This window comes from Kitasatospora phosalacinea, assembly GCF_000717185.1.
In the GTDB taxonomy this organism is placed as follows: Bacteria; Actinomycetota; Actinomycetes; order Streptomycetales; family Streptomycetaceae; genus Kitasatospora; species Kitasatospora phosalacinea_A.
This window is the reverse complement of record NZ_JNYE01000037.1, coordinates 35,383-59,814: the sequence shown is the minus strand read 5'-3', so window position 1 is coordinate 59,814 and position 24,432 is coordinate 35,383. Positions and strand designations below refer to the sequence as shown.

At 73.9% G+C, this 24,432-nt stretch carries 18 protein-coding genes and 1 pseudogene; 5 read left to right on the top strand and 14 right to left on the bottom strand.

The features are described from left to right. Positions 1-158: 158 nt before the first annotated feature. Positions 159-902, bottom strand: a complete 744-nt coding sequence (locus OO57_RS17845) for a helix-turn-helix domain-containing protein (protein WP_033253490.1) — start codon at positions 900-902, stop codon at positions 159-161. Between the two features lie 330 nt (positions 903-1,232). Between OO57_RS17845 and OO57_RS17840 the strand changes: the two are divergent. The 5 genes and pseudogenes from OO57_RS17840 to OO57_RS17820 form a co-directional block, all read left to right on the top strand. Continuing rightward, positions 1,233-2,087: pseudogene (locus OO57_RS17840) on the top strand (LLM class flavin-dependent oxidoreductase); the annotation flags it as partial. A 118-nt stretch (positions 2,088-2,205) separates the two neighbouring features. Beyond that, the gene (locus OO57_RS17835; RefSeq protein ID WP_033253489.1) at positions 2,206-3,273 is read left to right on the top strand and encodes a ParB/Srx family N-terminal domain-containing protein; all 1,068 of its coding nucleotides are present in this window, start codon (positions 2,206-2,208) and stop codon (positions 3,271-3,273) included. 159 nt (positions 3,274-3,432) lie between these two features. Further along, on the top strand, positions 3,433-3,939 hold the full coding sequence (locus OO57_RS17830) for a hypothetical protein (protein WP_158715153.1): 507 nt from the start codon (positions 3,433-3,435) through the stop codon (positions 3,937-3,939). Between the two features lie 98 nt (positions 3,940-4,037). Then, a complete protein-coding gene (locus OO57_RS17825; protein ID WP_033253487.1) occupies positions 4,038-4,952 on the top strand; it encodes a hypothetical protein in 915 nt (304 codons plus the stop codon). Positions 4,953-5,022: 70 nt separating this feature from the next. Beyond that, positions 5,023-5,835 carry an HAD family hydrolase gene (locus OO57_RS17820; RefSeq protein WP_033253486.1) on the top strand — a complete coding sequence of 271 codons (813 nt, stop codon included), beginning with the start codon at positions 5,023-5,025 and terminating at the stop codon, positions 5,833-5,835. A 56-nt stretch (positions 5,836-5,891) separates the two neighbouring features. Here OO57_RS17820 and OO57_RS17815 read toward each other — a convergent pair whose 3' ends face one another. From OO57_RS17815 to hisC, 13 genes are all read right to left on the bottom strand, one after another. Beyond that, positions 5,892-6,812: a DUF72 domain-containing protein gene (locus OO57_RS17815; protein WP_081973761.1), complete on the bottom strand. Its 921-nt coding sequence runs from the start codon at positions 6,810-6,812 to the stop codon at positions 5,892-5,894. A gap of 96 nt (positions 6,813-6,908) precedes the next feature. Then, positions 6,909-8,723, bottom strand: coding sequence for a GAF domain-containing sensor histidine kinase (locus OO57_RS17810; protein WP_234337384.1), 1,815 nt, complete (start codon positions 8,721-8,723; stop codon positions 6,909-6,911). Between the two features lie 64 nt (positions 8,724-8,787). Beyond that, positions 8,788-12,249 (bottom strand): thiol reductant ABC exporter subunit CydD, encoded by a 3,462-nt coding sequence (gene cydD / locus OO57_RS17805; protein WP_033253506.1) that lies wholly within the window; start codon positions 12,247-12,249, stop codon positions 8,788-8,790. A 34-nt stretch (positions 12,250-12,283) separates the two neighbouring features. Next, a complete protein-coding gene (cydB, locus tag OO57_RS17800; RefSeq protein WP_033253485.1) occupies positions 12,284-13,291 on the bottom strand; it encodes a cytochrome d ubiquinol oxidase subunit II in 1,008 nt (335 codons plus the stop codon). Positions 13,292-13,302: 11 nt separating this feature from the next. Continuing rightward, entirely contained in the window at positions 13,303-14,844 is a 1,542-nt protein-coding gene (locus OO57_RS17795) for a cytochrome ubiquinol oxidase subunit I (RefSeq protein WP_033253484.1), read from the bottom strand. A 268-nt stretch (positions 14,845-15,112) separates the two neighbouring features. Further along, positions 15,113-16,576 (bottom strand): sensor histidine kinase, encoded by a 1,464-nt coding sequence (locus OO57_RS17790; RefSeq protein WP_033253483.1) that lies wholly within the window; start codon positions 16,574-16,576, stop codon positions 15,113-15,115. 1 nt (position 16,577) lies between these two features. After that, positions 16,578-17,339, bottom strand: a complete 762-nt coding sequence (locus tag OO57_RS17785; protein WP_234337383.1) for a response regulator transcription factor — start codon at positions 17,337-17,339, stop codon at positions 16,578-16,580. Positions 17,340-17,487: 148 nt separating this feature from the next. Then, on the bottom strand, positions 17,488-18,099 hold the full coding sequence (locus OO57_RS17780; protein ID WP_051777864.1) for a hypothetical protein: 612 nt from the start codon (positions 18,097-18,099) through the stop codon (positions 17,488-17,490). A 12-nt stretch (positions 18,100-18,111) separates the two neighbouring features. Further along, positions 18,112-19,314: an ABC transporter permease gene (locus OO57_RS17775; protein WP_106974020.1), complete on the bottom strand. Its 1,203-nt coding sequence runs from the start codon at positions 19,312-19,314 to the stop codon at positions 18,112-18,114. Next, complete coding sequence (locus OO57_RS17770) at positions 19,311-20,090, bottom strand: ABC transporter ATP-binding protein (RefSeq protein ID WP_033253481.1); 780 nt, start codon at positions 20,088-20,090, stop codon at positions 19,311-19,313. The genes OO57_RS17775 and OO57_RS17770 overlap by 4 nt, the downstream gene beginning before the upstream one ends. After that, a complete protein-coding gene (locus OO57_RS17765) occupies positions 20,090-21,454 on the bottom strand; it encodes an efflux RND transporter periplasmic adaptor subunit (protein ID WP_051777862.1) in 1,365 nt (454 codons plus the stop codon). The genes OO57_RS17770 and OO57_RS17765 overlap by 1 nt, the downstream gene beginning before the upstream one ends. Before the next feature lie 224 nt (positions 21,455-21,678). Continuing rightward, the gene (locus tag OO57_RS17760) at positions 21,679-22,974 is read right to left on the bottom strand and encodes a TrpB-like pyridoxal phosphate-dependent enzyme (RefSeq protein WP_033253480.1); all 1,296 of its coding nucleotides are present in this window, start codon (positions 22,972-22,974) and stop codon (positions 21,679-21,681) included. Positions 22,975-23,071: 97 nt separating this feature from the next. Continuing rightward, positions 23,072-24,148, bottom strand: coding sequence for a histidinol-phosphate transaminase (hisC, locus tag OO57_RS17755; protein ID WP_033253479.1), 1,077 nt, complete (start codon positions 24,146-24,148; stop codon positions 23,072-23,074). Between the last annotated feature and the right edge of the window lie 284 nt (positions 24,149-24,432).

Here is a 24,432-nt window from a genome sequence, read left to right as displayed (position 1 = left end):
CCGAGTACCGCTTGCCCTGCTTGTTGCTCACCTGGCTCTACTTCCTCTGGAACCTCACGTCCCAGTCTCCAGGTGTCCAGGTCCACGGGGAAGCTTCAGCTCCACCAGTGGCCCGGTCATGAGGTCGGACTCGACCGTGACGACGGCCGTCGCATCCGTCATCCGACGTTGCTCCGCTTCTGCAGGTCGTCGATGAGCCGCTGCCACAACTCCGAAGCGGCGGTTTCAGCACGGTCTTCATCGGAGTCGAGCAAGTCCGCTGCCACCACCGCAGCAGGTGCATCGGCGCTCTTTCCAGGAGCGGCATCCGCGCGCAGGAAAGGCCACACTTCTGCAGGGGCTACCCGCACGAGCAGGTTTCCTTTGGCGTTGTCGCGAGCGAGCCCGAACGCCGCTTCCAGCTTGCCGACCTTGTCGAGACGTACGTAGACCTCGGCTCTGCCCGGCGCCAGGTAGCCGACCCCCACCCGGGCTGCCGCGCTGACTCCGCCGCGTACCACGTCGGGGTCGTCGAGGAGGATCGGCAGCAGTCCGCTGTGCACACGGTAACGTCGGCGCTCGGCTCGGACCCGTACCAGCTGCCTCAAACGCGCGACGGGCGGTTCCTTGTGAGCCGCCATGCTCCTGAGTCGGCTTGCGATTCTGGAACGTTCCGCATCGGACAGGTTCGGGGCTCGCTGCCCACTGAGGGCCGCGAGGAGGCCCCAGGCGTTGCGCTCGGAGAGCGGACGCCCCTGCGTGCTGCCGCGTTCCTTCCGTTGCCTGGCGCCATGACCGTCGACCAGCCAGCGGCCTCCGACCTGCTGCCCCTCTAGAGTCCCTGCTCGGAGCAGCTGCCTGACCCGGGAGTCGTCGATATCGAGCAGCTCGGCCGCTTGCTTCACCGAGAGCAGTTCCATCATTCCTCCTGCGTCTTCCCTCCCGGAACCAGGAGAGAAGACGCAACCAGAATCCCTCGAAGAGGGTTTTGCGTCAAGTCTCCCGGATCCGGGAGACTTGACGCAAGGAAGTCGCCACGCCCTACGGTTGGCAGCCGTGGCTGAGCCATGTCCCCCACTGTCCACTTGCATGGCCAGTGGCCGAAGGATCTGCATGCAGCGGAAACTCCGGCCTCACCATCACGCTAGGCACTGAGAGGTGATCATCGGTGTCGGGGCTTCCCTGTTCGGAGGAGAGCCGATCGTGCAACCGGGCTAGGACCGGGAGCAGTTCGCTACCAAGGTCGCCCTCACCGGTGGAGCGAGGGGCAGCAGGTGTGGCGGCGGGCCGAGGAACTCGGCTTCCACGCGGCCTACACGTACGACCACCTGAGCTGGCGGAGCTTCCGGGACGAGCCCTGGTTCGGGTCGGTGCCGACGCTGACCGCGGCGGCCTGCGCGACGGAGCGGATCCGGTTGGGGACGTTGGTGACCTCGCCGAACTTCCGGCATCCGGTGACGCTGGCGAAGGAGCTGATCACGCTGGACGACGTCTCGGGCGGGCGGTTGACGTTGGGGATCGGGGCGGGCGGGGTGGGGTTCGACGCGACGGCGTTGGGGCAGGAGGCGTGGTCGGCGAAGGAGCGGGCGGCGCGGTTCGGGGAGTTCGTGGGGTTGCTGGACGAGTTGCTGCGGGAGGACGCCACCACGCGCGAGGGGCAGTACTACTCGGCGGTGGAGGCGCGGAACATTCCCGGGTGCGTGCAGGTGCCGCGGGTGCCGTTCTACGTGGCGGCGACGGGGCCGCGCGGGTTGCGGCTGGCGGCTGAGCACGGGCAGGGGTGGGTGACGTACGGGGACCCGCGCGGGCCTGCGGACGTGCCGGTGGAGCAGGCGCCGGAGGTGATCGCGCGGCAGCTCGGGAAGCTGGCGGCCGCGTGCGAGGCGGCCGGGCGGGACGTCGGCGAGTTGGAGAAGGTGCTGCTGCAGGGCTCGACGGCCGAGAAGCCGCTGCAGTCGGTGGACGCGTTCGTGGACTGGGCGGGCCGGTACCGGGAGCTGGGGATCACCGAGCTGGTGGTGCACTGGCCGGTGCCCGACTCGATCTTCGCGAACGACCTCGGCGTCTTCGAGCGGATCGCCACCGAGGGCCTGGCCCAGTTGGGTTGAGCCGGGACGGGATCGTCCCTCCGCGTTCTCCGGGAGTCCACGGCGGTGACCCCGGGCGTTGGCCGGTCGCTGGCACGCTCGCGGTCCGGTTCCAGCCACCCCGCAGGGAGCAAGCACCATGCGATTCCGAGTCCCGTCCGCCGTACCGCTGCTGGCGGTCGGCGCGGCCCTGGCCAGTGTCGCCACCACCGCCCCGGCCGCGTTCGCCGCGCCCGGGGCGCCGGGTGAGCGGCCGTCGTTCTGCGGCCACGACAACCGCAGGACGCCGTTCGCGCCGTACCTGTGCGCCGAGCCGGGCCAGTTGCTGGACGTGCGGATCGGTGACGTGCACCCGACCCAGCCGTCGCTGGGCTACGACGAGGTGTACTACAAGCTCGGCCGGTACACGCTGGGCAAGGACGCGATCAACAAGAAGTTCAGCGACTGGTGCGAGGCCGACGGCCGGATCGAGGCGGTCGCGGTGCGGCCGGGCGCGCGCCTGGACGACCCGTCCTCGTTCACCTGCACCCTGCCGGTGGGCGGCGAGACCGCGGACAGCACCGCCGCGATGAAGACCGTGGTGATCGGCCCCGGCGGCGAGCCGTTCCTGACGGACGGCCACCACACCCTGACCTCGTTCTACGAGACCCCGGACGGCGGCGCGGACCTGCACGTGCGGCTGCGGGTGCTGGCCAACCTGAGCACGCTGACCCAGAAGGACTTCTGGGCGAAGATGCAGGCGAACAAGTGGGTGTACCTGAGCGACCCCGAGGGCGACCCCGTCCGGATCAACGAGCTGCCGACCTCGGTCGGCCTGGCGAACTTCCAGGACGACGCGTACCGCAGCCTGCTCTACTTCGGCCGCGACATCGGCTACGCCCAGGACGCGGTGCCGTTCCAGGAGTTCTACTGGGGCAGCTGGATCCGCGACAGCTCGGGCGTCGACCTGTCCGGCTGGGACCGGAACGACCTGGCCGGCTACCTGGCCGCGGTCGAGGCCACCACCCGGGCGATGACCGCGCTGCCGCGGACCGCCCCGATCGGCAGCGGCTTCACCGCCGGCGACCTGGGCGCGCTGGAGCAGTGGAACGCCGGGAAGGCCGCCGACAAGGGCGAGTTCGCCAAGCTGGGCAAGCCGTACGCGGACGCCAAGCCGGGCAAGCTGGCGTACGCGCTGGAGTACAAGAGGGTCAACGGCCTGGGCTGACCGGCAGGGTGTTCAGGGCGTTCAGGACGTTCAGGGAACGAGGAAGCGGGCGAACGGGGTCGGGCTGCCGGGGCCGTCGCCGCCCGGCGCCCCCTCATCTCCCCCGGCCCCACTCGTCCGCACGGCCGTTCGATACCGGGCGGGGGTATGGTGAGCAGGATGACGGAACGGACGCCGCGAGCCACGGTGCCGACACCGACCGGGCGGACCGCCACCCGGTGGGCGGTGCTGTGCGCCCTGCTGCTCGGGCTGTTCCTGATGCACGGCAGCCCGGCGAGCGCCACCGGCTGCCACCCGGCCCAGCCGCCGCGCATGGTCGGGATGGTCAATACGGCCGCGACGGCCGGGATGACCAGTGCGGCCGAGATGGCCAGAGCGGCAGGGACGGCCGGAACCGCCAGAACAACCGCGCACGCCGCGCACCGGCCCGGGGCGCGCCACCCCGCCGTCAGCACGTCGCTGCCGCACGGGAGTTCGGCGTCCGCCTGCGTCTCCACCCCGGCCCGTGACCGGCTGTCGCTGCCCGCTCCGGGCTCGGCCCTGGCGGCTGCTCCGCCGCGTCTGCCGTCCGCGGGGCCGCCGTGCAGCGGTGCGGAGCGGGGTGGGCGGGCGCCGCCCGGCGGGGGGCGGGAACTGTTGCTGCTGGTCTGCGTCGCCCGTAGCTGAGGACGCCACCCGGTCCGGTCCGCAGTTGTGCGACCGGCCGGGCGCCGCGTCCTGTCCGCGACCGCGCACCTGCGCGCGCACCCTGGAGCGACCTCCCGATGACCCGTACCACCACCACCCGCCGCCGCGCCCTGCTCGCCGCCGCGGCCGCCACGCTCTCCCTCGTCCTGGCCGCCTGCGGCAGCGACATGGACGGCAAGGACGGCATGGGCGGCATGGACCACGCCGCCTCCCCCGCCGCCACCGCCTCCCCCGGCGGCCACGACATGGCGGGGACGAGCCACGGCCCGGACGGCACGGACGGCGACGCCGCCGACGGCCTGGCCGCCGAGCGGGGCGGCTACCGGCTGGACGGCGCGCTGTCCGGCAACGAGTACCGGTTCACCGTGACCGGCCCGGACGGCGGGGTGCTCACCTCGTACCGGCCCGAGCAGACCGAGGAGATGCACTTCTACGCGATCCGCTCCGACCTGTCCGGCTTCCAGCACCTGCACCCGGTGCGGGCCGCGGACGGCACCTGGACGGCCCCGCTGGCCGACCCGGCGCCCGGCGACTGGCGGCTGTACGCCTCGTTCGTCCCGGGTGCGGGCAGCGGGGCGGGTACCGGCCTGGTGCTCAGCCGGGCCGCGACGGTGCCCGGCGCGGCCACCCCGGTGCCGCTGCCGCCCGCGGCCACCGGCACCACCGCGGACGGCTACGCGGTGACCGTGGCGGGCACCCCGCGGGCCGGGGCGGCCGGGGAGCTGACCGTCACCGTCAGCAAGGACGGGCAGCCGGTCACCGACCTGCAGCCGTACCTGGGGACGTACGCGCACCTGACCGCCTTCCACGCGGGCGACCTGGCGTTCGCGCACCTGCACCCGGAGGCGGCGGCCGTCGAGGGCGAGGGCGGCGGACCGGAGCTGGCCTTCCACGCCGAGCTGCCGAAGCCGGGCGACTGGCGGCTGTTCCTGCAGTTCCGGACCGGCGGCACGCTGCACACCGCGGCCCTCACCCTGGACGTCGCGGCCTAACCCGTCCGGGGACCGGGCCCGCCCGCGCCGGGCGGGTCCGGTTCCGGGGCGAGTGCGCGAAGATGGACGGATGACCGCCTCCCCGCGCCCCCGCCTGATCGCCACCGACCTCGACGGCACCCTGCTGTGCTCCGGCGGCACGGTGACCGCCCGGACGGCCGCCGCGCTGGCCGCCGCCGAGGCCGCCGGGGTGCAGGTGGTGTTCGTGACCGGGCGGCCGCCGCGCTGGATGCGGCACCTGGGGCCGCACATCGGCGGGCACGGCGTGGCGATCTGCTCCAACGGCGGTGCGGTGGTCGACGTCCGGCGCGGCGAGCTGTTGGAGACCTACCCGCTCGACCCGGCCGGGACGCTCACCGTGGTGGACCGGCTACGGGCCGAACTGCCGGGCACCGCCTTCGCGTTCGAGTTCCCCGGCGGCTTCGCCCGGGAGCCGGAGTACAACGTGGTGATGTGGGAGTCCGACAAGGAGCACCCGGTCGGCACCGCCGCGGACCTGCTCGCCGCCGGGCAGGTCGACGGCCTGTTCAAGATCCTGGGCAAGCACCCCGACCTCTCCCCCGACGCGTTCCTGGACCGGGCCCGGGCCGCCGTCGGCCCGCTCGCCGAGGTGACCCGCTCCAGCCCGATCCCGCTGGTGGAGATCAGCGCCCCCGGTGTCACCAAGGCCAGCAGCCTGGCCCGCTGGTGCGCCCAGCAGGGCATCGACGCCGCCGAGGTGGTGGCCTTCGGCGACATGCCCAACGACCTGGAGATGCTCGCCTGGGCCGGGCAGTCCTACGCCGTCGCCAACGCCCACCCGCTGGTGCTCGCCGCGGTCGGGCAGCACACCGTCAGCAACGAGCAGGACGGCGTCGCCGCCGTCATCGAGACCCTGCTCTGACGGCCCTGACGGCCCTGACGGCTCTGCCGCCCGGCCGCCCGGCCGCCCGGCCGCGCTCACAGGCCCAGGTCCAGCTCCAGCTCCTGGGGCGGCTCAGGCCCTCGGGGCGGCTCCGGCCCCCGGGGCGGGTCCAGGCCGAGCAGGCCGGTCATCGTCCCGGCGGCCCGCACGGCGGCGTCCGCGCAGCAGTTGTTGAACAGGACGTGCACCTCCCGGGCCCGGTCGGCCATCGCGCGCACGCGCGGCAGCCAGGGGGCGAGTTCCTCCGGCGCGTAGTCGTGGCGGAAGCGGTCCTCCTTCGAGCCGGTGCCCCAGGCCGGGCTGCGGCCGTGGAAGCGGACCACCGCGAGGTCCGGGGAGGTGACCGGGGCGACCGGCGGCATCGAGGTGGGCAGGCCCTGGGCGGTGTCCACGGCCACCGCGGCCGCGTCCAGCTCGGCCAGCAGGGCGCGGGTGTCGGCGGCGAGCTCGGGCCGCCACCAGTCGGGGTGGCGGAACTCCACCGCCAGCGGCCAGCCCGCGGTGCGCTCCCGGCAGGCCCGCAGCAGCGCCCGGGCCGGGGCGCCCGGGGTCAGCCGCGGCGGGAACTGGAACAGCAGGGCGCCCAGGCGCCCGGCCGCGCGCAGCGGCTCCAGGGCGCCGCCGAACCGGGCCCACACCTCGTCCAGCAGCCCCGGGTCGTCCCTGCGCACCGTCCGCAGGTCGGCGGGCAGCGCGGCGGACCGGGTGGGGTGGCCGGTGAGCAGCGAGAACGCCTTCACGTCGAAGCGGAAGCCCGCGGGGGTGCGCTCGACCCACCGGGTGCTGTTGCGGGTGCTGGGCAGCGCGTAGTACGTGGCGTCGACCTCGACGACCGGGAACCTCGTCGCGTAGTGGCGCAGCCTGCCCTCGGCGTCCCGGTGGCCCGCCGGGTACCAGCCGCTCGCCAGCAGTTCCCGGTCCGTCCAGGAGCAGGCGCCGACCCTGATCTCTCCCATGCGACCGCGCCTGCCCCGTCCCGGCCCGGCGTAACGGCCGGGACGGTCGGAGCCGCCGGGACGGTCGGAGCCGCCGGGACGGCCGGCCCGCCGTCGTCAGAGGCGGGCGGTCCAGCGGACCCGGGTGCCCTTGCCGTGCGGGCCGGTCTCGTGCCAGGCGTCGCCGCCGAGGGCCTCGGCGCGGCGGGTGAGGTTGCGCAGGCCGGAGCGGCGGCCGCCCTCGGGGATGCCGACGCCGTCGTCGGTGACGGTGAGCAGGACGCCGGGCGGGCCGGTGCGGGTCGGGGCGGGGGAGAGCGGGCGGCCGTCCTCGCCGAGGTGGACGGTGGCGTCGAGCTCGACGGCGACCCGGGAGGCGCGCGCGTGCCGGGCCGTGTTGGAGAGCATCTCGCGCAGCGCCGCCAGCAGTTGGCGGGAGGTCCGCTCCCCCACCAGGCTCTCCACCGGGCCGGTGAAGGTGACGGTGGGCCTGAAGCCGAGCGCCGCCGCGGCCTGGCTGCCCTCGCGCAGCACCCGGGTGCGCAGGGTGTCGGGCTGGTCGTCGGTGTCGCCGTGCTGGAGCGCGTAGATGGTGGTGCGGACCTCCTGGATGGTGGCGTCCAGCTCGTCCACGGCCTGGCCGATCCGCTCCTGCACCTCGGGGACGACGGCCCGGCGGGCCGCCGACTCCAGCATCATGCCGGTCGCGAACAGCCGCTGGATGACCAGGTCGTGCAGGTCGCGGGCGATCCGGTCGCGGTCCTGGAACACCGCCAGGCGCTGCTGGTTGCGCTGGTACTCGGCCAGCCGCAGGGCCAGCGCCGCCTGCGAGGCGAAGGTCTGGGAGAGCTGCCGCTCGGTGTCGCTGAACGGCACCGTCCCGGCCTCGCGCCACACGCACAGCGCGCCCAGCACCCGGCCCGCGGAGACCATCGGCACCGCCATCGCCGGGCCGAACCGCCGGGCCAGCCGGTCGAACTGGGCGCCGGAGGCGGTCTCCGGCGCGGTCGCCAGGTCGTCCAGGTAGAGCGCCTCCCCGGCCAGCAGCCGGGGGGCGAAGCCGCCCTCCGGGAGCAGTTCGCCGGTCAGGTGGTCGGCCTGCTCGCCGGAGGCGTGCGCCACCCGCATCCGGTCCTCCCCGGCCGGGAGCAGGATCATCCCCAGGGCGCCCCCGGCGAGTTCGCGGACCTGCTCGGCGGCGACGGTCAGCGCGACCTGCGCCTCGTCGGTGGACAGCAGCGAGGTGGTGACCGCGGCCGCGCCGGTGATCCAGCGCTCGCGGCGGCGGCCCTGCTCGTACAGCCGGGAGTTCTCGATCGCCACGCCCGCGGCCGCGCCGAGCGCCAGCACCACCTGCTCGTCCTCGGGCGTGAACGAGCCGCCGCCCTTCTTCTCGGTCAGGTACAGGTTGCCGAACACCTCGCCGCGGACCCGGATCGGCACCCCCAGGAAGGACACCATCGGCGGGTGGTGCGCCGGGAAGCCGACCGAGCGCGGGTCGGTGGACAGGTCGGTCAGCCGCAGCGGCCGCGGGTCGTCGATCAGCGCGCCCAGGATGCCCCGGCCGGTCGGCAGGTGGCCGATCTCGGCGGCCGTCGCGTTGTCGATGCCGATGTGGATGAAGTCCGACAGGCCGCTGCCGTGCGGGTTCACCACGCCCATCGCCGCGTACTTGGCGTCCACCAGCTCGGCCGCGCCCGCCGCGATCCGCTGCAGCGTGGCGTGCGGGTCCAGGCCCGCGCCGACCGAGACCACCGCCTCCAGCAGCCGCTGCATCCGGTCGGTCACCGCGGCGGCCGACTGCAGCCGCTCGGAGACCTCGGTGACCAGGGTGTCGAGCCCGAGCGAGGAGATCTCGGGGATGCGCGGCCGGCCGCCCGTGGCGACCGGCTCCTCCGGCGTCTGCATGTCACCAGTGTGCACTTCTGTCATGGTTTGCCCCTTTCCGGGGGGCGGCGACACCCGTCCTCAGACCGCCGCCCGCCGCCGCCCGTCCTCAGACCGCCGCCGGCTCGCCCGCCGCCACCCGCTCGCCCGCCCGCTCCCGCTCCGCCATCGCGGCCAGCCGGCCGCCCGGCCGCGCCACCAGCTCCGACCAGCGGCCGCGCTCGACCACCCGGCCGCCGTCCAGCACCAGCACCTCGTCCACGCTGCCGTCGTCCAGACCGGCCAGCCGGTGCGTGATCAGCAGCGTGGTGCGGCCCGCGGTGGCGGCCAGCAGGTCGGCGGTCAGCGCGTCCGCGGTGGCGACGTCCAGGTGCTCGGCGGGCTCGTCCAGCACCAGCACCGGGAAGTCCGCGAGCAGTGCCCGGGCCAGCGCCAGGCGCTGGCGCTGGCCGCCCGACAGCCGGGCCCCGTGCTCGCCGACCATGGTGTCCAGGCCCTCCGGCAGGCCGTCCGCCCAGTCCAGCAGCCGGGCCGCGGCCAGCGCCGCCCGCAGCGCCGCCTCGTCGGCGTCCGGCCGGGCCAGGCGCAGGTTCTCCCGCACCGAGCTGTCGAAGACGTGCGCGTCCTGCGCGCACAGGCCCACCACCCGGCGGACGTCCTCGCCCGCCAGCCGCCGGGTGTCGGTGCGGCCCGCCAGCAGCACCGCCCCGGCCGAGGGCTCGACGAAGCGCAGCAGCGCCTGCGCCAGCGTGGTCTTGCCCGAACCGGACGCCCCCACCACCGCGATCCGCCGCCCGGCCGCCAGCTCCAGGTCGACCCCGCACAGCGCGTCCCGCCCGGCGCCCGGCCAGCGCACCGCCAGGTCGCGGACGCTGATCGGCAGTCGGACGTCCGGCAGCGGCTCCGGCGCGTCCGGCTCGCGGACCGGGAGCGGGGCGGCCAGCACCTGCTCCAGCCGCTCCCGGGCGGCCCGGGCCCGCTCCCGGTGGCGCACCGCCGTCGGCATCCCCGCCACCGCCTCGAACGCCGCCAGCGGCGTCAGCACCACCACCGCCAGGCACACCCCCGGCAGCGCCCCCGACGCCACGCCGTGCACCCCCGCCGCCGCGGCCGCGACCACCGTCAGGCCCGACACCAGCGCCACCAGCCCCGCCGAGAGGCCGCCCGCGGCGGCCGACCGGGCCGCCAGCCGGGTCAGCACCCCGTCCGCGTCCGCCGCGGCGGCCAGCCGCCGCGGCAGCGCCCCGGCGACGGTCAGCTCCGCCGTGCCGGTCAGGGTGTCGACCACCGCGGTCGCCAGCTCGCCGCGCGCGGGCGCGTGCCGCCGCTCCGTCCGGCCCGAGACCCACCGTTCCAGCGCCGGGACGGCCGCGCCCGCCAGCAGCAGGCCCAGCGCCAGCACCAGGCCCGCGAGCGGCAGGAACGCGGCCAGCGCGGCCGAGGCGCCCAGCGAGACCGCCACGGCGACGGCGGCGGGCAGCCGCCAGCGCAGGTGGAAGTCCTGCACCGCGTCCACGTCCGCGACCAGCCGCGACAGCAGGTCGCCCCGCCGGAACTGCGGCAGCCCGGCCGGGGCCAGCCGCTCCAGCCGCCGGTAGACGGCCGTCCGGACGCCGCCGAGCGCCTTCAGCACCGCGTCGTGCGCCACCAGCCGCTCCGCGTACCGGAACACGCTCCGCCCGATCCCGAAGGCCCGCACCGAGGTCACCGCGACCATCAGGTACAGCACCGGCGGCATCTGCGAGGCCCGCGAGATCAGCCAGCCGGAGGTGCCCATCAGCGCGACGGCGCAGCCCAGCGCGAGGGCGCCGAGCAGGGCCGCGAGCCAGAACCGGGGAACGCGCTGCCGGAGGTCCCCCTCGGGGAGCGGCGCTTCTTCGTACCGGGGCTGCGGGACGGTCCCTCCCGCTTCGCGCGGTTCCTCGCGCCCCTGGTTTCGCACCTGCGCTCGCGCCTGCTCGACGGCCGCCGGCCCCGGGAGGTGTACGTGGTGGTCGGCGAGGGCCGTCAGCGCGGGGCGGTGGGTGATCAGGAGGACGGTGCGGTCGAGGGTGCGGAGGGTGCCGAGGAGGGCGGCCTCGGTGACGGGGTCGAGGTGGGCGGTGGGTTCGTCGAGGATCAGGACGGGGCGGTCGGCGAGCAGGGCGCGGGCCAGGGCGAGGCGTTGGCGCTGGCCCGCGGAGAGGCCGTGGCCGTTCTCGGCGAGGGGGGCGTCGGGGGTGGTGAAGTCGACGTGCGCGGCGGCGAGGGCGGCGGCGAGCTGGGCGTCGCTCGCGTCGGGGCGGGCGAGGCGGACGTTCTCGGCGACGGTCCCGGCGAACAGGTGGGGGTGCTGCGGGACCCAGGCGACCTGGGCGTGCCAGCTCGCGGGGTCGGTGTCGGCGAGGTCCTGCCCGCCGAGCAGGACGCGTCCGCCGTCGGGGCGGGTGAAGCCGAGCAGGGCGCTGACCAGGGTGGTCTTGCCCGCGCCGCTGGGGCCGGTGAGGACGGTGGTGCGGCCGGCCGGGACGGTCATCGAGAAGCCCGACAGCGTCTCGCCGCCGCGGCCGGGGTGGCGGACCGTCAGGTCCTCGACCCGGAGGTCGGTGCCGGTGGGGGCGGGGCGGGTGCCGGCCGCGGGGAGCGGGGTCTCCAGGACTTCGAAGATCTTCCCGGCGGCGGCCAGGCCCTCCGCGCTGGAGTGGTAGAGCGCGCCGACCTGGCGGATCGGCAGGTAGACCTCGGGGGCGAGGACGAGCACCAGCAGGCCGGTCTCCAGGTCGAGGGTGCCGTTCACCAGCCGGAAGCCGATCGAGACGGCGACCAGGGCGACCGACAGGGTGGAGAGCAGTTCCAGGGCGAAGGAGGAGACGAAGGCGAGGCGCAGGGTGCGCAGGGTGGCGCGCCGGTAGTCCTCGGTGATCCGGCCGATCGCCCGGGCCTGGGCGCGGGCCCGGCCGAAGACCTTGAGGGTGGGCAGTCCGGCGACCACGTCGAGGAAGTGGTGGGAGAGCCGGGAGAGCCCGGCGAACTGGCGGTCGGTGCGGGCCTGGGTGGCGTACCCGATCAGGACCATGAACAGCGGGATCAGCGGCAGGGTGGCGCAGACGATCGCGGCGGACTCCCAGTCGGCGCCGAGGATCCGGGCCAGCACGACGAGCGGGACGACCACGGCGAGGGCCAGCTGCGGGAGGTAGCGGGCGAAGTAGTCGTCGAGGGCGTCGACGCCGCGGGTGGCGAGGGTGGCGAGGTCGCCGGTGCGGGCGCCGGTGAGGTGGGCGGGGCCGAGGGCGGTGGCGTGGTCGAGGAGGCGGCGGCGCAGCGCGGACTTGACGGTGGCGACCGAGCGGTGGGCGGTGAGTTCGGTGAGCCAGGCGACCAGGGCCCGGCCGAGGGTGACCGCCGCCAGGCCGAGCAGCTGCCCGCCGAGCCCGGCCCGGCCGTCCTGGAAGGCGCCGACCACCAGCGAGGCGATCAGCGCGGCCTGGGCCACCAGCAGGACCGCGCCCGCCCCGCCGAGCACGACGGTGCCGGCGAGGAAGGCGCGGGTGGTGCGGGCGTGCGCCAGCAGCCGGGGGTCGATCGGACGCATCCGCTGCTGGCGGTCCATGGTGTCGGCTCCTGCGTCAGTGGTGGGCGGCGGCGGGGAGGTGCTGGACGCCGATCCGGCGGCGGAAGACCCAGTACGTCCAGCCCTGGTAGAGCAGCACGAGCGGGGTGAAGACCAGCGCGACGACCGTCATCACCTTGAGCGTGTAGGGCGAGGAGGCCGAGTTGGTGACGGTCAGCGACCAGTCGGGGTCCAGGGTGGAGGGCATCACGTCGGGGAACAGCGACAGGAAGAGCATCCCGACGGCGGCCACGACGGTCAGGCCGCTGAGCGCGAACGCCCAGCCCTCGCGGGCCAGCCGGTTGGCGCCGAGCGCGCCGACCAGGGCGAGGACGGCGACGACCAGCGCGGCCAGGCTCCAGCCGTTGCCGGAGTGCGCCTGCGTCCAGACCAGGAAGACCAGGGCGAGCACGGCGGTGGCCAGGCCGAGCGCGGTGGCCTGGGCGCGGGCCCGGACCCGGATCTCGCCGGTGGTCTTGAGCGAGGCGAACACGGCGCCGTGGAAGGTGAACAGCACCAGGGTGGTGAGTCCGCCGAGCAGCGCGTACGGGTTGAGCAGGTCCCAGAGGGTGCCGACGTAGTTCTTGTCGGCGTCGATGTCGACGCCGTGCACGATGTTGCCGAAGGCGACGCCCCACAGGAAGGCGGGCAGCAGCGAGGTCCAGAAGATCGCCAGCTCCCAGTTGCGCTGCCAGCGCTCGCCGCTGCGCTGGTGCCGGTACTCGAAGGAGACGCCGCGGACGATCAGGCAGACCAGGATCAGCAGCAGCGGGACGAAGAAGCCGCTGAACAGGGTGGCGTACCAGTCGGGGAAGGCGGCGAAGGTGGCGCCGCCCGCGGTGAGCAGCCACACCTCGTTGCCGTCCCAGACCGGGCCGATGGTGTTGATCAGGACGCGGCGTTCGGCGGTGTCCCGGGCCAGGGTGCGGGTGAGGATCCCGATGCCGAAGTCGAAGCCCTCCAGGAAGAAGTAGCCGATCCACAGGACGGCGATCAGGACGAACCAGAGGTCGTGCAGGTGCATGTGATCCGTCCTCAGTACGCGAAGGCGAGGGGCCGGTCGGCGTCCTCGTCGTCGGAGGGTCCGCGCAGGGTCGGGTCCTTGGCGGGCGGCTGCTCGGTGGTGTCCGGCCCGGCGGCGGCGTACTTGGCGAGCAGCCCGACCTCGATGACGGCGAGGACCGCGTACAGCACGGTCAGCGTGGTCAGGCCGACCACCTGGGTGCCGACGCTGACGTTGGGGGAGACCGCGTCGCGGGTGCGCATCAGGCCGAACACCACCCAGGGCTGGCGGCCCATCTCGGTGAAGATCCAGCCGAAGCTGTTGGCGACCAGCGGGAAGCCCATGGTGAGGATGCCGATCCGCCAGCTCCACCGGGTGAAGAAGACGCTCATCTCGCGCTTCTTGGTGAGCATCAGCTTCGGCGGCTCGTCCTCGCCGGTGCGGTGCTCGGGGGCCAGCCAGAACTTCCGGCGGGTGGTCCACAGGCCGATCAGCGCGGCGGCGAAGGACGTCATGCCGAAGCCGATCATCAGCCGGAAGCCCCAGTAGGTGACGAAGATGTTGGGGATGTAGTCCTCCGGCTGCCCGCCGTACTTCGCGGCCTCGGCGGCGGCGGTGTCGTTGATGCCGGGCACCGAGGAGGAGAAGTCGTTGTGGGCGAGGAAGGACAGTATCCCGGGGATCTCCAGCTCGACCGAGTTGTGGCCCTTGGACACGTCGCCGATCGCGAACACCGAGAACGGGGCGGGCGCCTGGGTGTCCCACAGGGCCTCGGCGGCGGCCATCTTCATCGGCTGCTGCTCGAACATCACCTTGCCGAGGGTGTCGCCGCTGATCGCGGTGCCCAGCCCGGCCACCACGGCGATGGCCAGCCCGACCCGCAGCGAGGTGCGCATCGCGGCGGTCCTCCTCCGGTCGGTCTCCTTGCCCCGCTTGGCCCGCCACAGGTGGTAGCTGGCGATGCCGACCACGAAGGCGGCGCCGGTGAGGAAGGCGGCGGTGAGGGTGTGGAAGACCTGCACGACGGTGGTGTTCTGGGTCAGCACCCGGACGATGTCGGTGAGCTGGGCCTTCCCGGTGGCCGGGTCGATCCGGTAGCCGACCGGGTGCTGCATCCAGGAGTTGGCGGCCAGGATGAAGTACGCGGAGAGCGCGGTGCCGATCGCGACCAGCCAGATGCAGGCCAGGTGGACCTTCTTCGGGAGCCGGTCCCAGCCGAAGATCCACAGGCCGATGAAGGTGGACTCGAAGAAGAAGGCGATCAGCGCCTCCATCGCCAGCGGGGCGCCGAACACGTCGCCGACGAAGCGGGAGTAGTCGGACCAGTTCATGCCGAACTGGAACTCCTGGACGATGCCGGTGACCACGCCCATCGCGATGTTGATCAGGAAGAGCTTGCCCCAGAACTTGGTGGCGTGGAAGTACTTCTCCCTGCCCGTGCGCACCCAGGCGGTCTGCAGGCCGGCCACGATCGAGGCCAGGCTGATCGTGAGGGGCACGAAGAGGAAGTGGTAGACGGTGGTGATGCCGAACTGCCATCGCGAGATGGTCTCGTGAGCGACTGCTAGGTCCACTGCGCCCTCTCTCACAGGGGTTGTGCCACATACCGGACGAAAGGCAGATCTAGCACGCAAGCGCGCCGAACCATCCCAAGCTTGTCCGCTTGTGAACGTGAACACGTTCACAAGGGAAGTATCCATGATGCTTATCAGTGCGGTGGCACGGGGGGTGGGTGTTCTGCAACACCCCGATGATCCGGCGTCCCCCCGGCCGCCCACAAGCAGCGCCCGGGCAGGCCCGGTGTACCGAACGGCGCTTGACGCGGGAGGCCCTGAGGGGGCGTCAGTACTGGCGCGGCAGCGAGAGCCGGAAGGCCGCGCCGTCGCCCGGGGCGGTGCGCAGGGTCAGCTCGCCGCCGTGCGCCGAGACCAGGGCGCTGGCGATCGCCAGGCCCAGGCCCGATCCCCCGCTCTCGCCGGCCCGGCGGCTGCGGGAGGCGTCCGCCCGGTAGAAGCGTTCGAAGACCTGGGCGGCCTGGTCCTCGGTCAGCCCGGGGCCCCGGTCGGCGACCTCCAGCAGGCAGCCGCCGTCCGCCCGGCCCACGCCGATCCGCACCGCGGTGCCGGACGGGGTGTGCTTGACCGCGTTGCCGACCAGGTTGGTCACCACCTGGCGCAGCCGGGCCTCGTCGCCCAGCACCGGGGCGGCCTGCGGGGCGCCCTCGCCGTTCGGGCCGGTCAGCGCGACCGGGCGGCCCGGGTCGAGCGCGGTCAGGTCGTGCAGGGCGTCGGCGGCCAGGGTGCGCAGGTCCATCGGGGCCAGGTCGAGCGGGCGCTCCTCGTCGAGGCGGGCCAGCAGCAGCAGGTCCTCGACCAGGGCGCCCAGGCGCACCGCCTCGGACTCGATCCGGTCCATCGCCCGGTCCACGTCCTGCAGCGCGCCCATCCGGTGCAGTTCGGCGAAGCCGCGGATCCCGGCCAGCGGGGTGCGCAGCTCGTGCGAGGCGTCCGCGACGAAGCGGCGCATCCGCTGCTCGGAGGCGGCCCGGGCGGCGAACGCCGTCTCGATGTGGGTGAGCATGCCGTTCAGCGCCGCGGACAGCCGACCCGCCTCGGTGCGGGCGGGCAGCTCCGGCATCCGGTACGACAGGTCGCCGTCGGCGATCCGCTGGGCGCCCGCCTCCAGCTGGCGCAGCGGCCGCAGCCCGGCCCGCACCGCGAGCGCGCCCAGGCCCGCGATGCCGACCAGCACCGCGCCGCCGATGGTCAGGAAGGTGGTGCGCAGGTGCGAGATGGTCGACTGGACGTCCGCCAGCGGCACCGCTACCTGCACGTACCGGGGCGCGGCGGGGTCGCTGCCCGCGGCCCCCTGCAGCGACTTCACCATCGAGCGCCACTCGCTGGAGCGCGGCCCCGAGGCGGTGAACGGCTCGTCCAGCCGCTCGGTCAGGCCCTTGCGGTCCAGCGCGGGCAGCTGCGGGGCCGGGTCGGACTCGCTCAGCGGCTGCCGGACCACCGACAGCACCGAGCCGTCCTCGGCCAGGTAGCGCACCACGTACTCGCTGGGCAGGCCCTGGCCGGTGCGGCGGCCGGGGGTCTGGGTGCTGCTGAACACCGAGGCGGTGCTCTGCTTGGACGGGGAGCGGTGCGACAGCGGGTCGGCGAACCGGTCGAGCTGTTCGTCGGCCCGGTCCACCAGCTGCCCGCGGACGGTGCCCAGCACCAGGGTGTCGCTCACCACCAGGCCGGTGGTGACCAGCAGCAGCGCGAGCACCAGCAGGCGCACCCGCAGCGAGAAGCGGGCCATCTCAGCCGTTCGGCGGGCGGCGCAGCGCGTAGCCGATGCCGCGCACCGTGTGGATCAGCTTGGGGCCGTGCACCGGGCCGGAGTCGAGCTTGCGGCGCAGGTAGGAGATGTACGACTCGACGATCGACAGGTCGCCGCCGAAGTCGTACGCCCACACGTGGTCGAGGATCTGCGCCTTGGAGACCACCCGGCCGACGTTGGCCATCAGGTAGTGCAGCAGCTTGAACTCGGTCGGGGAGAGCGAGACCGCGGCGCCGCCGCGGGTGACCTCGTGCGCGGTCGGGTCCAGGGTGAGGTCGGCCACCACCAGGCGGCCGTCGTCGGCGGGGCCGCCCGCCCGGCGCAGGATCGCCCGGATCCGGGCGATCAGCTCCTCCAGGCTGAACGGCTTGGTGACGTAGTCGTCGGCGCCGACCGCCAGGCCCTGCACCTTGTCGCCGGTGCCGTCCTTCGCGGTCAGGAACAGCACCGGGACGTGCTCGGGGCTCTGCGGCCACTGGGTCTGGTCGCGCAGCCGCTGCACCACGGTGAAGCCGTCCAGGTCGGGCAGCATCACGTCCAGGACGACCAGGTCGGGGCGCTCGGCGGCGACCGCGTCCAGGGCCTCCTGGCCGGTGGCGGCGGAGGCCACCCGGAAGCCGGAGAACCGCAGGCTGGCCGAGAGCAGCTCGCGGATGTTCGGTTCGTCGTCCACGACCAGCAGGAAGGGCTCGCTCCCGGCCTGGGCGGCCGCGGCCGGGCTCGACTGCACTGCGCCTGTCACGATTGCTCAGCCTCCCGGCCGGACGAATGGGCCACCCCGGACACCACGGGGTCTGTCCGACGGCGCCCGCCGGGGCGTGCCCGACCGATCGCCGTCGGACAGACCCTAGCCCCGGCAGGCTACGGGAGGGGAATGAAGATTGGATTAGTCATCCGGTCGTGCCCGAACTGGTACCCGCGCCGCCGGTCCCGCCGTTGCCGCCGCCGCGGCCGCCGAAGCCGCCCGCCGCGTTGCCCTCGGTGAGCTGGGTGGCGCTGTAGGAGCCGTCCGCCCCCTTGCTGCCCACCACGGTCACGGTCTGGCCGGGCTGCAGGTCGCCGACCTTGCCCTCCTTGGTAGTGGTGACCTTGGTGGAGTCCTGGGTGGTGACCTTGACCGTGTTCCCGTTGGCGTCGGTCAGGTAGACGGTGTCGCCCTCCACCGACTTCACGATGCCGCGGGTGAAGCCGCCCGCGCCGCCGGGGAACTGGCCGCCGCCACCGGTGGCCTGGCCGCCCCCGTAGCCGCCGCCGTAGCCGCCGCGGCCGGTGCCGCCGCCGGGGAAGCGGTCGCTGGAGGCGCCCGCCCGGTTGTTGGTGCCGCCGCCGGTGCCGTCGTCCTTCTGGTACCAGACGCCGCCCGCGAAGGAGAGCACGGCGATGACGCACCCGGCCAGCGCCAGGGTGGGCCAGGGGAGCTTGCGGCGCGGCGGCGCGGCCAGCTCGGCGGTGATGTCGCGGGCGTCCGGCGCGGTGGCCAGCAGCTCCTGGTCGTCAGACACGGGGGTCTCCTTCTACTCGTGCCGGAGGGCGTCGATCGGGCGCAGCGCGGCGGCCCGGTTGGCGGGGTAGCTGCCGAAGAACAGGCCGATGGCGACGGCGATGCCGAACGCGCCGAGCACCGACTCGGGGATCACCACCGGCTTGATGCCGACCACCGGGAAGTGCGAGCCGGCGATGCCGACCAGCACGCCCAGCCCGGCGCCGATCACCGACAGCAGGGTGGACTCGGCGAGGAACTGGCCGAGGATGACCGCGCGGGGCGCGCCGAGCGCCTTGCGGATGCCGATCTCCCTGGTCCGCTCGGCGACCGTCACCAGCATGATGTTGGTGATGCCGATGCCGCCGACCAGCAGCGAGATCGCGGCGACCGCGCCGAGCAGGACGGTGAAGGTCCTGTCGGTGGACTCGCGGGCGCTCAGCAGCGAGGTCTGGTTGCTGATCCGGAAGTCGACCTTGGTGGCGTCCTTGATCGCGTGGGTGCCCATCAGGATCCGGGTGATGTCGGACTGCGCCTCGGTGGTGGCCTCGGCGGAGGACGCCTGCACCAGGATCTGGTTGACCGAGCCGAAGCCGGTGAACGCGTTCTGCACGGTCGGCAGCGGGGCGATCACCACGTCGTCGGGGTCGTTGAAGCCGGTGGAGCCCTTGGTCTTCAGCACGCCGACCACGGTGAACGGGGTGCCGCCGATGGTGATCTTCTTGCCGACCGGGTCCTCGGTGGCGAACAGCTCGGTGGCGGTGGTCGAGCCGAGCACCGCGACCTTGCGGGAGTTCAGCACGTCGTCCGCGGAGAAGTAGTCGCCCTTGCCGACCTTCAGGTTGGAGGTCTCGAAGTAGGCGGGGTAGGTGCCGACGATCTGCCCGGGCTGGTACGAGATGTTCCCGTACAGCGCGGTGCCGCTGGTGGTGACCACCGGGGCGACCGACTTGACGGACGGGGTGTCGGTGGCCGTGGCGAGCGCCTTGGCGTCCTCCACGGTGAGCTTCTTCGCGGCGGTCACCGATCCGCGCGAGGCGGAGGAGGAGACGGTCAGCGCGTTGGTGCCGAGCGAGGTGATCGAGTCCTTGACCGCGACCGAGGAGCCGTTGCCGACCGCGAGCAGCAGGATCACCGAGGCCACGCCGATCAGCACGCCGAGCATGGTCAGCGCGGAGCGGACCTTGTTCGCGGCCAGGCCGGCCACCGCGAAGCGGAGCATCTGCCAGGCGATCACGCGACCACCCCCGCGGCGGCGGCCAGGGCGGGCGGCGGACCGTCGACCGGCGCCTGCCGGACGTCCGAGACGATCGCGCCGTCGACCAGCCGGATGACCCGCTTGGCGTGCAGCGCGACCTCGTCCTCGTGGGTGATCACCACCACGGTGCGGCCGCGCGCGTTGAGTCCGTCGATGATGCCCAGCACCTCCTCGGTGGAGTGGCTGTCGAGGTTGCCGGTGGGCTCGTCGGCGAGCAGCATCGCGGGCGCGGTGACCAGCGCCCGGGCCACCGCGACGCGCTGCTGCTGGCCGCCGGAGAGCTGGTTGGGCTTGTGCCCGGCCCGGTCGGCCAGGCCGACCAGGCCCAGCGCGGCCGTCGCCCGGCGGCGCCGCTCGGCGGCCCGCACGCCCGCGTAGGCCAGCGGCAGTTCGACCTGGGCCAGCGCGGTGGTGCGGGGCACCAGGTTGAAGGACTGGAACACGAAGCCGATCTTGCGGTTGCGGACCAGCGAGAGCTGGCCCTCGTCCAGGTGGCCGACGTCGGTGCCGTCCAGCAGGTAGCGGCCGGAGGTCGGCACGTCCAGGCAGCCCAGGATGTTCATCAGGGTCGACTTGCCGGAGCCGGAGGAGCCCATCACCGCGACGTAGTCGCCCTCCGCGACGTCCAGGTCGACGCCGAGCGGCTCGCCGCCGCCGGTCATCGGCCCGCGCAGGGCGTGCACGACGGCGTCGCCGTGGCCGTACGACTTGGTGACCCGGCGGATCTGGATCACCGGGGGCTTGGCGGCGCGCATCAGCGGGTGCCTCCGGCGCCGCCGCCGGTGCGGGTGCCGCCGCCGGTGCCGCCGAAGCCGCCCGTCCCGCCGCCGAAGCCGCCCGCCGCGCCGCCCGCGCCCGGGAACTGGCCGGACGGGAAGCCGTTGCCGGTGCCCGCGGTGGTGGAGGTCAGCTCGACCTTCTCGCCCTCGGTGAGGCCCTCGGTGACCTGCACGGTGCTGTCGCCCTCGATGCCGACGGCGACCTGCACCCGCTCGGTGGAGCCGTCGTCGTGCACCACCGTCGCGGTGCGGGCGCTGCCGGTGCCCTGGAGGGCCGCGGTGGGCACCGACAGGGCGTTCTCGGCGGAGCCGGTGGTCACCGAGATGGTGGCGCTCAGGCCGGTGCGCAGGGTCGAGGTGTCACCGGCGATCTGCAGCGTCGCGCCGTACTGCACGGCCCCGTTGGTGGAGCTGGAGGGCAGCGAGGAGACCGACAGGACGGTCGCCTCCAACTTGGTGTCGGACTGCGCGTTCAGGGTGACGGTGGCCGGCTGGCCCTTCTTCAGCTTGAGCGAGTCCAGCTCGGAGAAGTTCGCGGTGACCTCCATCCCGGACGGGTTGGTCAGCACGATGAAGCCGGACGGGGTGGAGCTCGAACCGCCGCTGCCGGTGGTGGTCTTGGCGCCCGCGGAGGAGCCCGCGGAGGATCCGGAGGCGGACGAGCCGGAGGCGCCGGTGCCGGAGACGGTGTCGCCGACCTTGTTCGAGATCGAGGCGACGGTGCCGTCGGTGGTCGCGGTGAGCGTCGTCCCGGCCAGCGCGTCCTTGGCGTTGGCGAGCGTCACCTCCGCGTTGTCGACCTGCTGCCGGGCCGAGGCGACCTGCGCCTGGTCGACCTTCACGGTGGTCGTGGTGGTCGGCTGCGGGGTGCTCTGGGCGCTCGCGCCGCCGGAGGGCGTCCCGCCGCGGCCGGAGCCGGACGAGCCGGTCACCGTGGTGGTGACGGACTCGCCCGCCTCGGCCTTGGTCAGGTTGGCCTCGGCCGTGTTCAGCGCGGACTGCGCCTGGTCGACCTGCTGCTGGGCTGCGACGGTGTCGACGGTCGCCAGCACCTGGCCCTTCTTCACCGCGTCGCCGACCGCGACCTCCACCGAGGTGAGCCTGCCCCCGGTGGTGAAGTCCTGCCCGGCGTCGGAGGGCGAGAACAGCGTGCCCGATCCGGACACGGTGGCCTGGACCGTGCCCTTGGCGACCGTGGCGGTCCGGACCTTGGACGTGGTCGCGGCCTTGCTGCTGCCGCTGTCCAGGGTGGTGTACGCCAGCGCGGCCCCGCCGAGCAGGGCCACGCCGAGCGCGGAGTTGACGAGGACGGCCCCACGCCGTCGCGGAAGCACCTTCATGGCGCAGAAGCATCGCCCCGCGCTCTTGCACCGCTCTGTACGGGCCCTGGACGCCCGCTGTGACCCGTGATCCGGACGGATCAGGACCAAACGACCGGGCCGGGGCCGGTGCCCCACCGACCGGTCACCAGCCCTTGACCCGGATCCCAGACAGCTCCCAGCAAAGTCCCGCCACCGCTTCACCCGGCCGCCCGCGGGCCCCGCGGGCGGCCGGTGAGCCATGGTCAGTCGGCGAGCCGCCCGGCGAAGTGGTCCAGGTACGCCTGCATGTCGAAGTGCCCGTGCCCGGACAGCGCGAACACGATCGCCTTCGACTCCCCGGACTCCCGGCAGGCCAGCGCCTCGTCCACGGCCGCCCGCACCGCGTGGGTGGACTCCGGGGCGGGCACGATGCCCTCGGCCCGGGCGAAGGCCACGCCCGCCTCGAAGCAGGCGGTCTGCGGCACCGCGACGGCCTCGACCAGCCCGAGCTCCTTGAGGTGGCTGACGATCGGCGACATGCCGTGGTAGCGCAGCCCCCCGGCGTGGATCGCGGGCGGGGTGAAGCCGTGCCCCAGGGTGTGCATCTTCATCAGCGGGGTGGTGCCCGCGCTGTCGCCGAAGTCGTAGTCGTAGCGGCCCGCCGTCAGCGAGGGGCAGGACGCGGGCTCCACCGCGACCGCCCGCACCGCCCGGCGGCCCGCCAACTGCTCGCCCAGGAACGGGAAGGCCAGCCCGCCGAAGTTGGAGCCGCCGCCCGCCGCGCCGATCACCACGTCCGGGTAGTCGTCGATCCGGGCGAACTGGGCCAGCGCCTCCTGCCCGATCACCGTCTGGTGCAGCAGCACGTGGTTGAGCACCGAGCCGAGCGCGTACTTGGCCCGGCCGCCCGCCGCCGCCACCGCCTCGACCGCCTCGGAGATCGCCAGCCCCAGGCTGCCGGTGGCCGCCGGGTCGGCCGCCAGCGCGGCCCGCCCGGCGGCGGTCAGCTCGGAGGGCGAGGCGTGCACCGCGGCGCCGTAGGTCTCCATCAGGGCCCGCCGGTACGGCTTCTGGTCGTAGGAGACCCGGACCATGAAGACCTCGCAGTCCAGCTCCAGGAAGGAGCAGGCCAGGCCGAGCGCGCTGCCCCACTGCCCGGCGCCGGTCTCGGTGACCAGGCCGGTCACCCCGGCCGCCTTGTTGTAGTACGCCTGCGCCAGCGCGGTGTTGAGCTTGTGCGAGCCGGTCGGGTTGCCCCCCTCGTACTTGTAGTAGATCCGGGCGGGGGTGCGCAGCGCGCGCTCCAGGCGCTCGGCGCGCACCAGGGGCGCGGGGCGGAAGCGGCGGTACAGGTCGAGGACCGGGCCGGGGATGTCGACCTCGCGGGGGCCTCCGAGTTCCTGGGCGACGAGTTCGGCCGGGAACAGCGGGGCGAGGTCGTCGGCGGTGACCGGCTCCTTGGTGCCGGGGTGGAGCATCGGCGGGACCGGCTCCGGCAGGTCCGGCAGGATGTTGTACCAGGCGGTGGGGGTGAGGTCGGCGTCGTGCTGGGTGGTCATCCGGGCTTCTCCCTGTGGTGCGTGGGCCTGCCCCGGGAGTCCTTCCACCGCGCGGGGTCGGGCAACCGCGTTGCCCGACCCCGTACCTGACGGAGCCTCAGAGTTCCTTGCGGAACGCCTCCGCGGCGCCCAGGAACAGGTCGTTGCCCTCGGCCTCGCCGATCGAGACGCGCACGCCCTCCCCGGCGAAGGGGCGGACCACCACGCCGGCCTCGGCGCAGGCGGCGGCGAAGTCGAGGGTGCGCTCCCCGAGGCGGAGCCAGACGAAGTTGGCCTCGGAGTCGACGACCGTCCAGCCCTGGGCGCGCAGTGCGGCGGTGACCCGGGTGCGTTCGGCGACGAGCGCCTCGACCCGCTCCAGCAGGGCGTCCTCGGCGCGCAGCGAGGCGACCGCGGCGTCCTGGGCGAGCTGGCTGACGCCGAACGGGACGGCGGTCTTGCGCAGCGCGTCGGCGACCGGCTCGTGGGCGATCGCGAAGCCGACCCGCAGGCCGGCCAGGCCGTACGCCTTGGAGAAGGTGCGCAGCACGCAGACGTTGGGGCGGTCGCGGTAGAGCTCGATGCCGTCGGGGACGTCGGCGTCGCGGATGAACTCGCGGTAGGCCTCGTCCAGGACGACCAGGACGTCGGACGGGACGGCGTCCAGGAAGCGGACCAGGTCCTCGCGGTGGATGGCCGCGCCGGTCGGGTTGTTGGGGTTGCAGACGAAGACCAGCCGGGTGCGGTCGGTGATCGCGGCGAGCATCGCGTCGAGGTCGTGGGCCTCGCCGTCGGTCAGCGGGACGGGCACGGGGGTGGCGCCGGAGACCTGGGTGATGATCGGGTACGCCTCGAAGGAGCGCCAGGCGAAGACCACCTCGTCGCCGGGGCCGGCCGCGGAGAGCACCAGGGACTGGGCGACGCCGACCGAGCCGGTGCCGGTGGCGACGTGCTCGGCGGGGACGCCGAAGCGCTCGGCGAGTTCGGCGACCAGGCCGCTGACCGCCATGTCGGGGTAGCGGTTGAAGTCGCCCGCGGCGGCGACCGCGGCCTCCAGCACGCCGGGCAGCGGCGGGTAGGGGTTCTCGTTGGAGGACAGCTTGAAGGCGTCGGCCCCGGCGGGCTTGCCCGGCTTGTAGCTGGGGATGCCGCCCAGGCTGGACCGCAGGCGGGGGCCGTGTTCGCGCTGAACCACGGGGTTCTCCGTTTCTCGTTACTCGGCGGTGGCGCCGTTCCGCCCCCGGTCGGGTGCCGTGAACGATACCGACCGCCCTCACCCGTGCGGGTGAGATGCTCGTCCGGGTTACGGGTGCAGTTCAGCCATTCTGCCGGGTTCCTTTGGCACATGTCAGAGGTATCCGGGCCGGAAAACCGCCGTGATCGAAGGGCACCATCCCAAGGCGCTCATGGAGAAACGTATCTCCGCCCTCCTGTAGCGAACCGGTCACGCAGCGCCGTCACGAGCCATACGATCGGTCC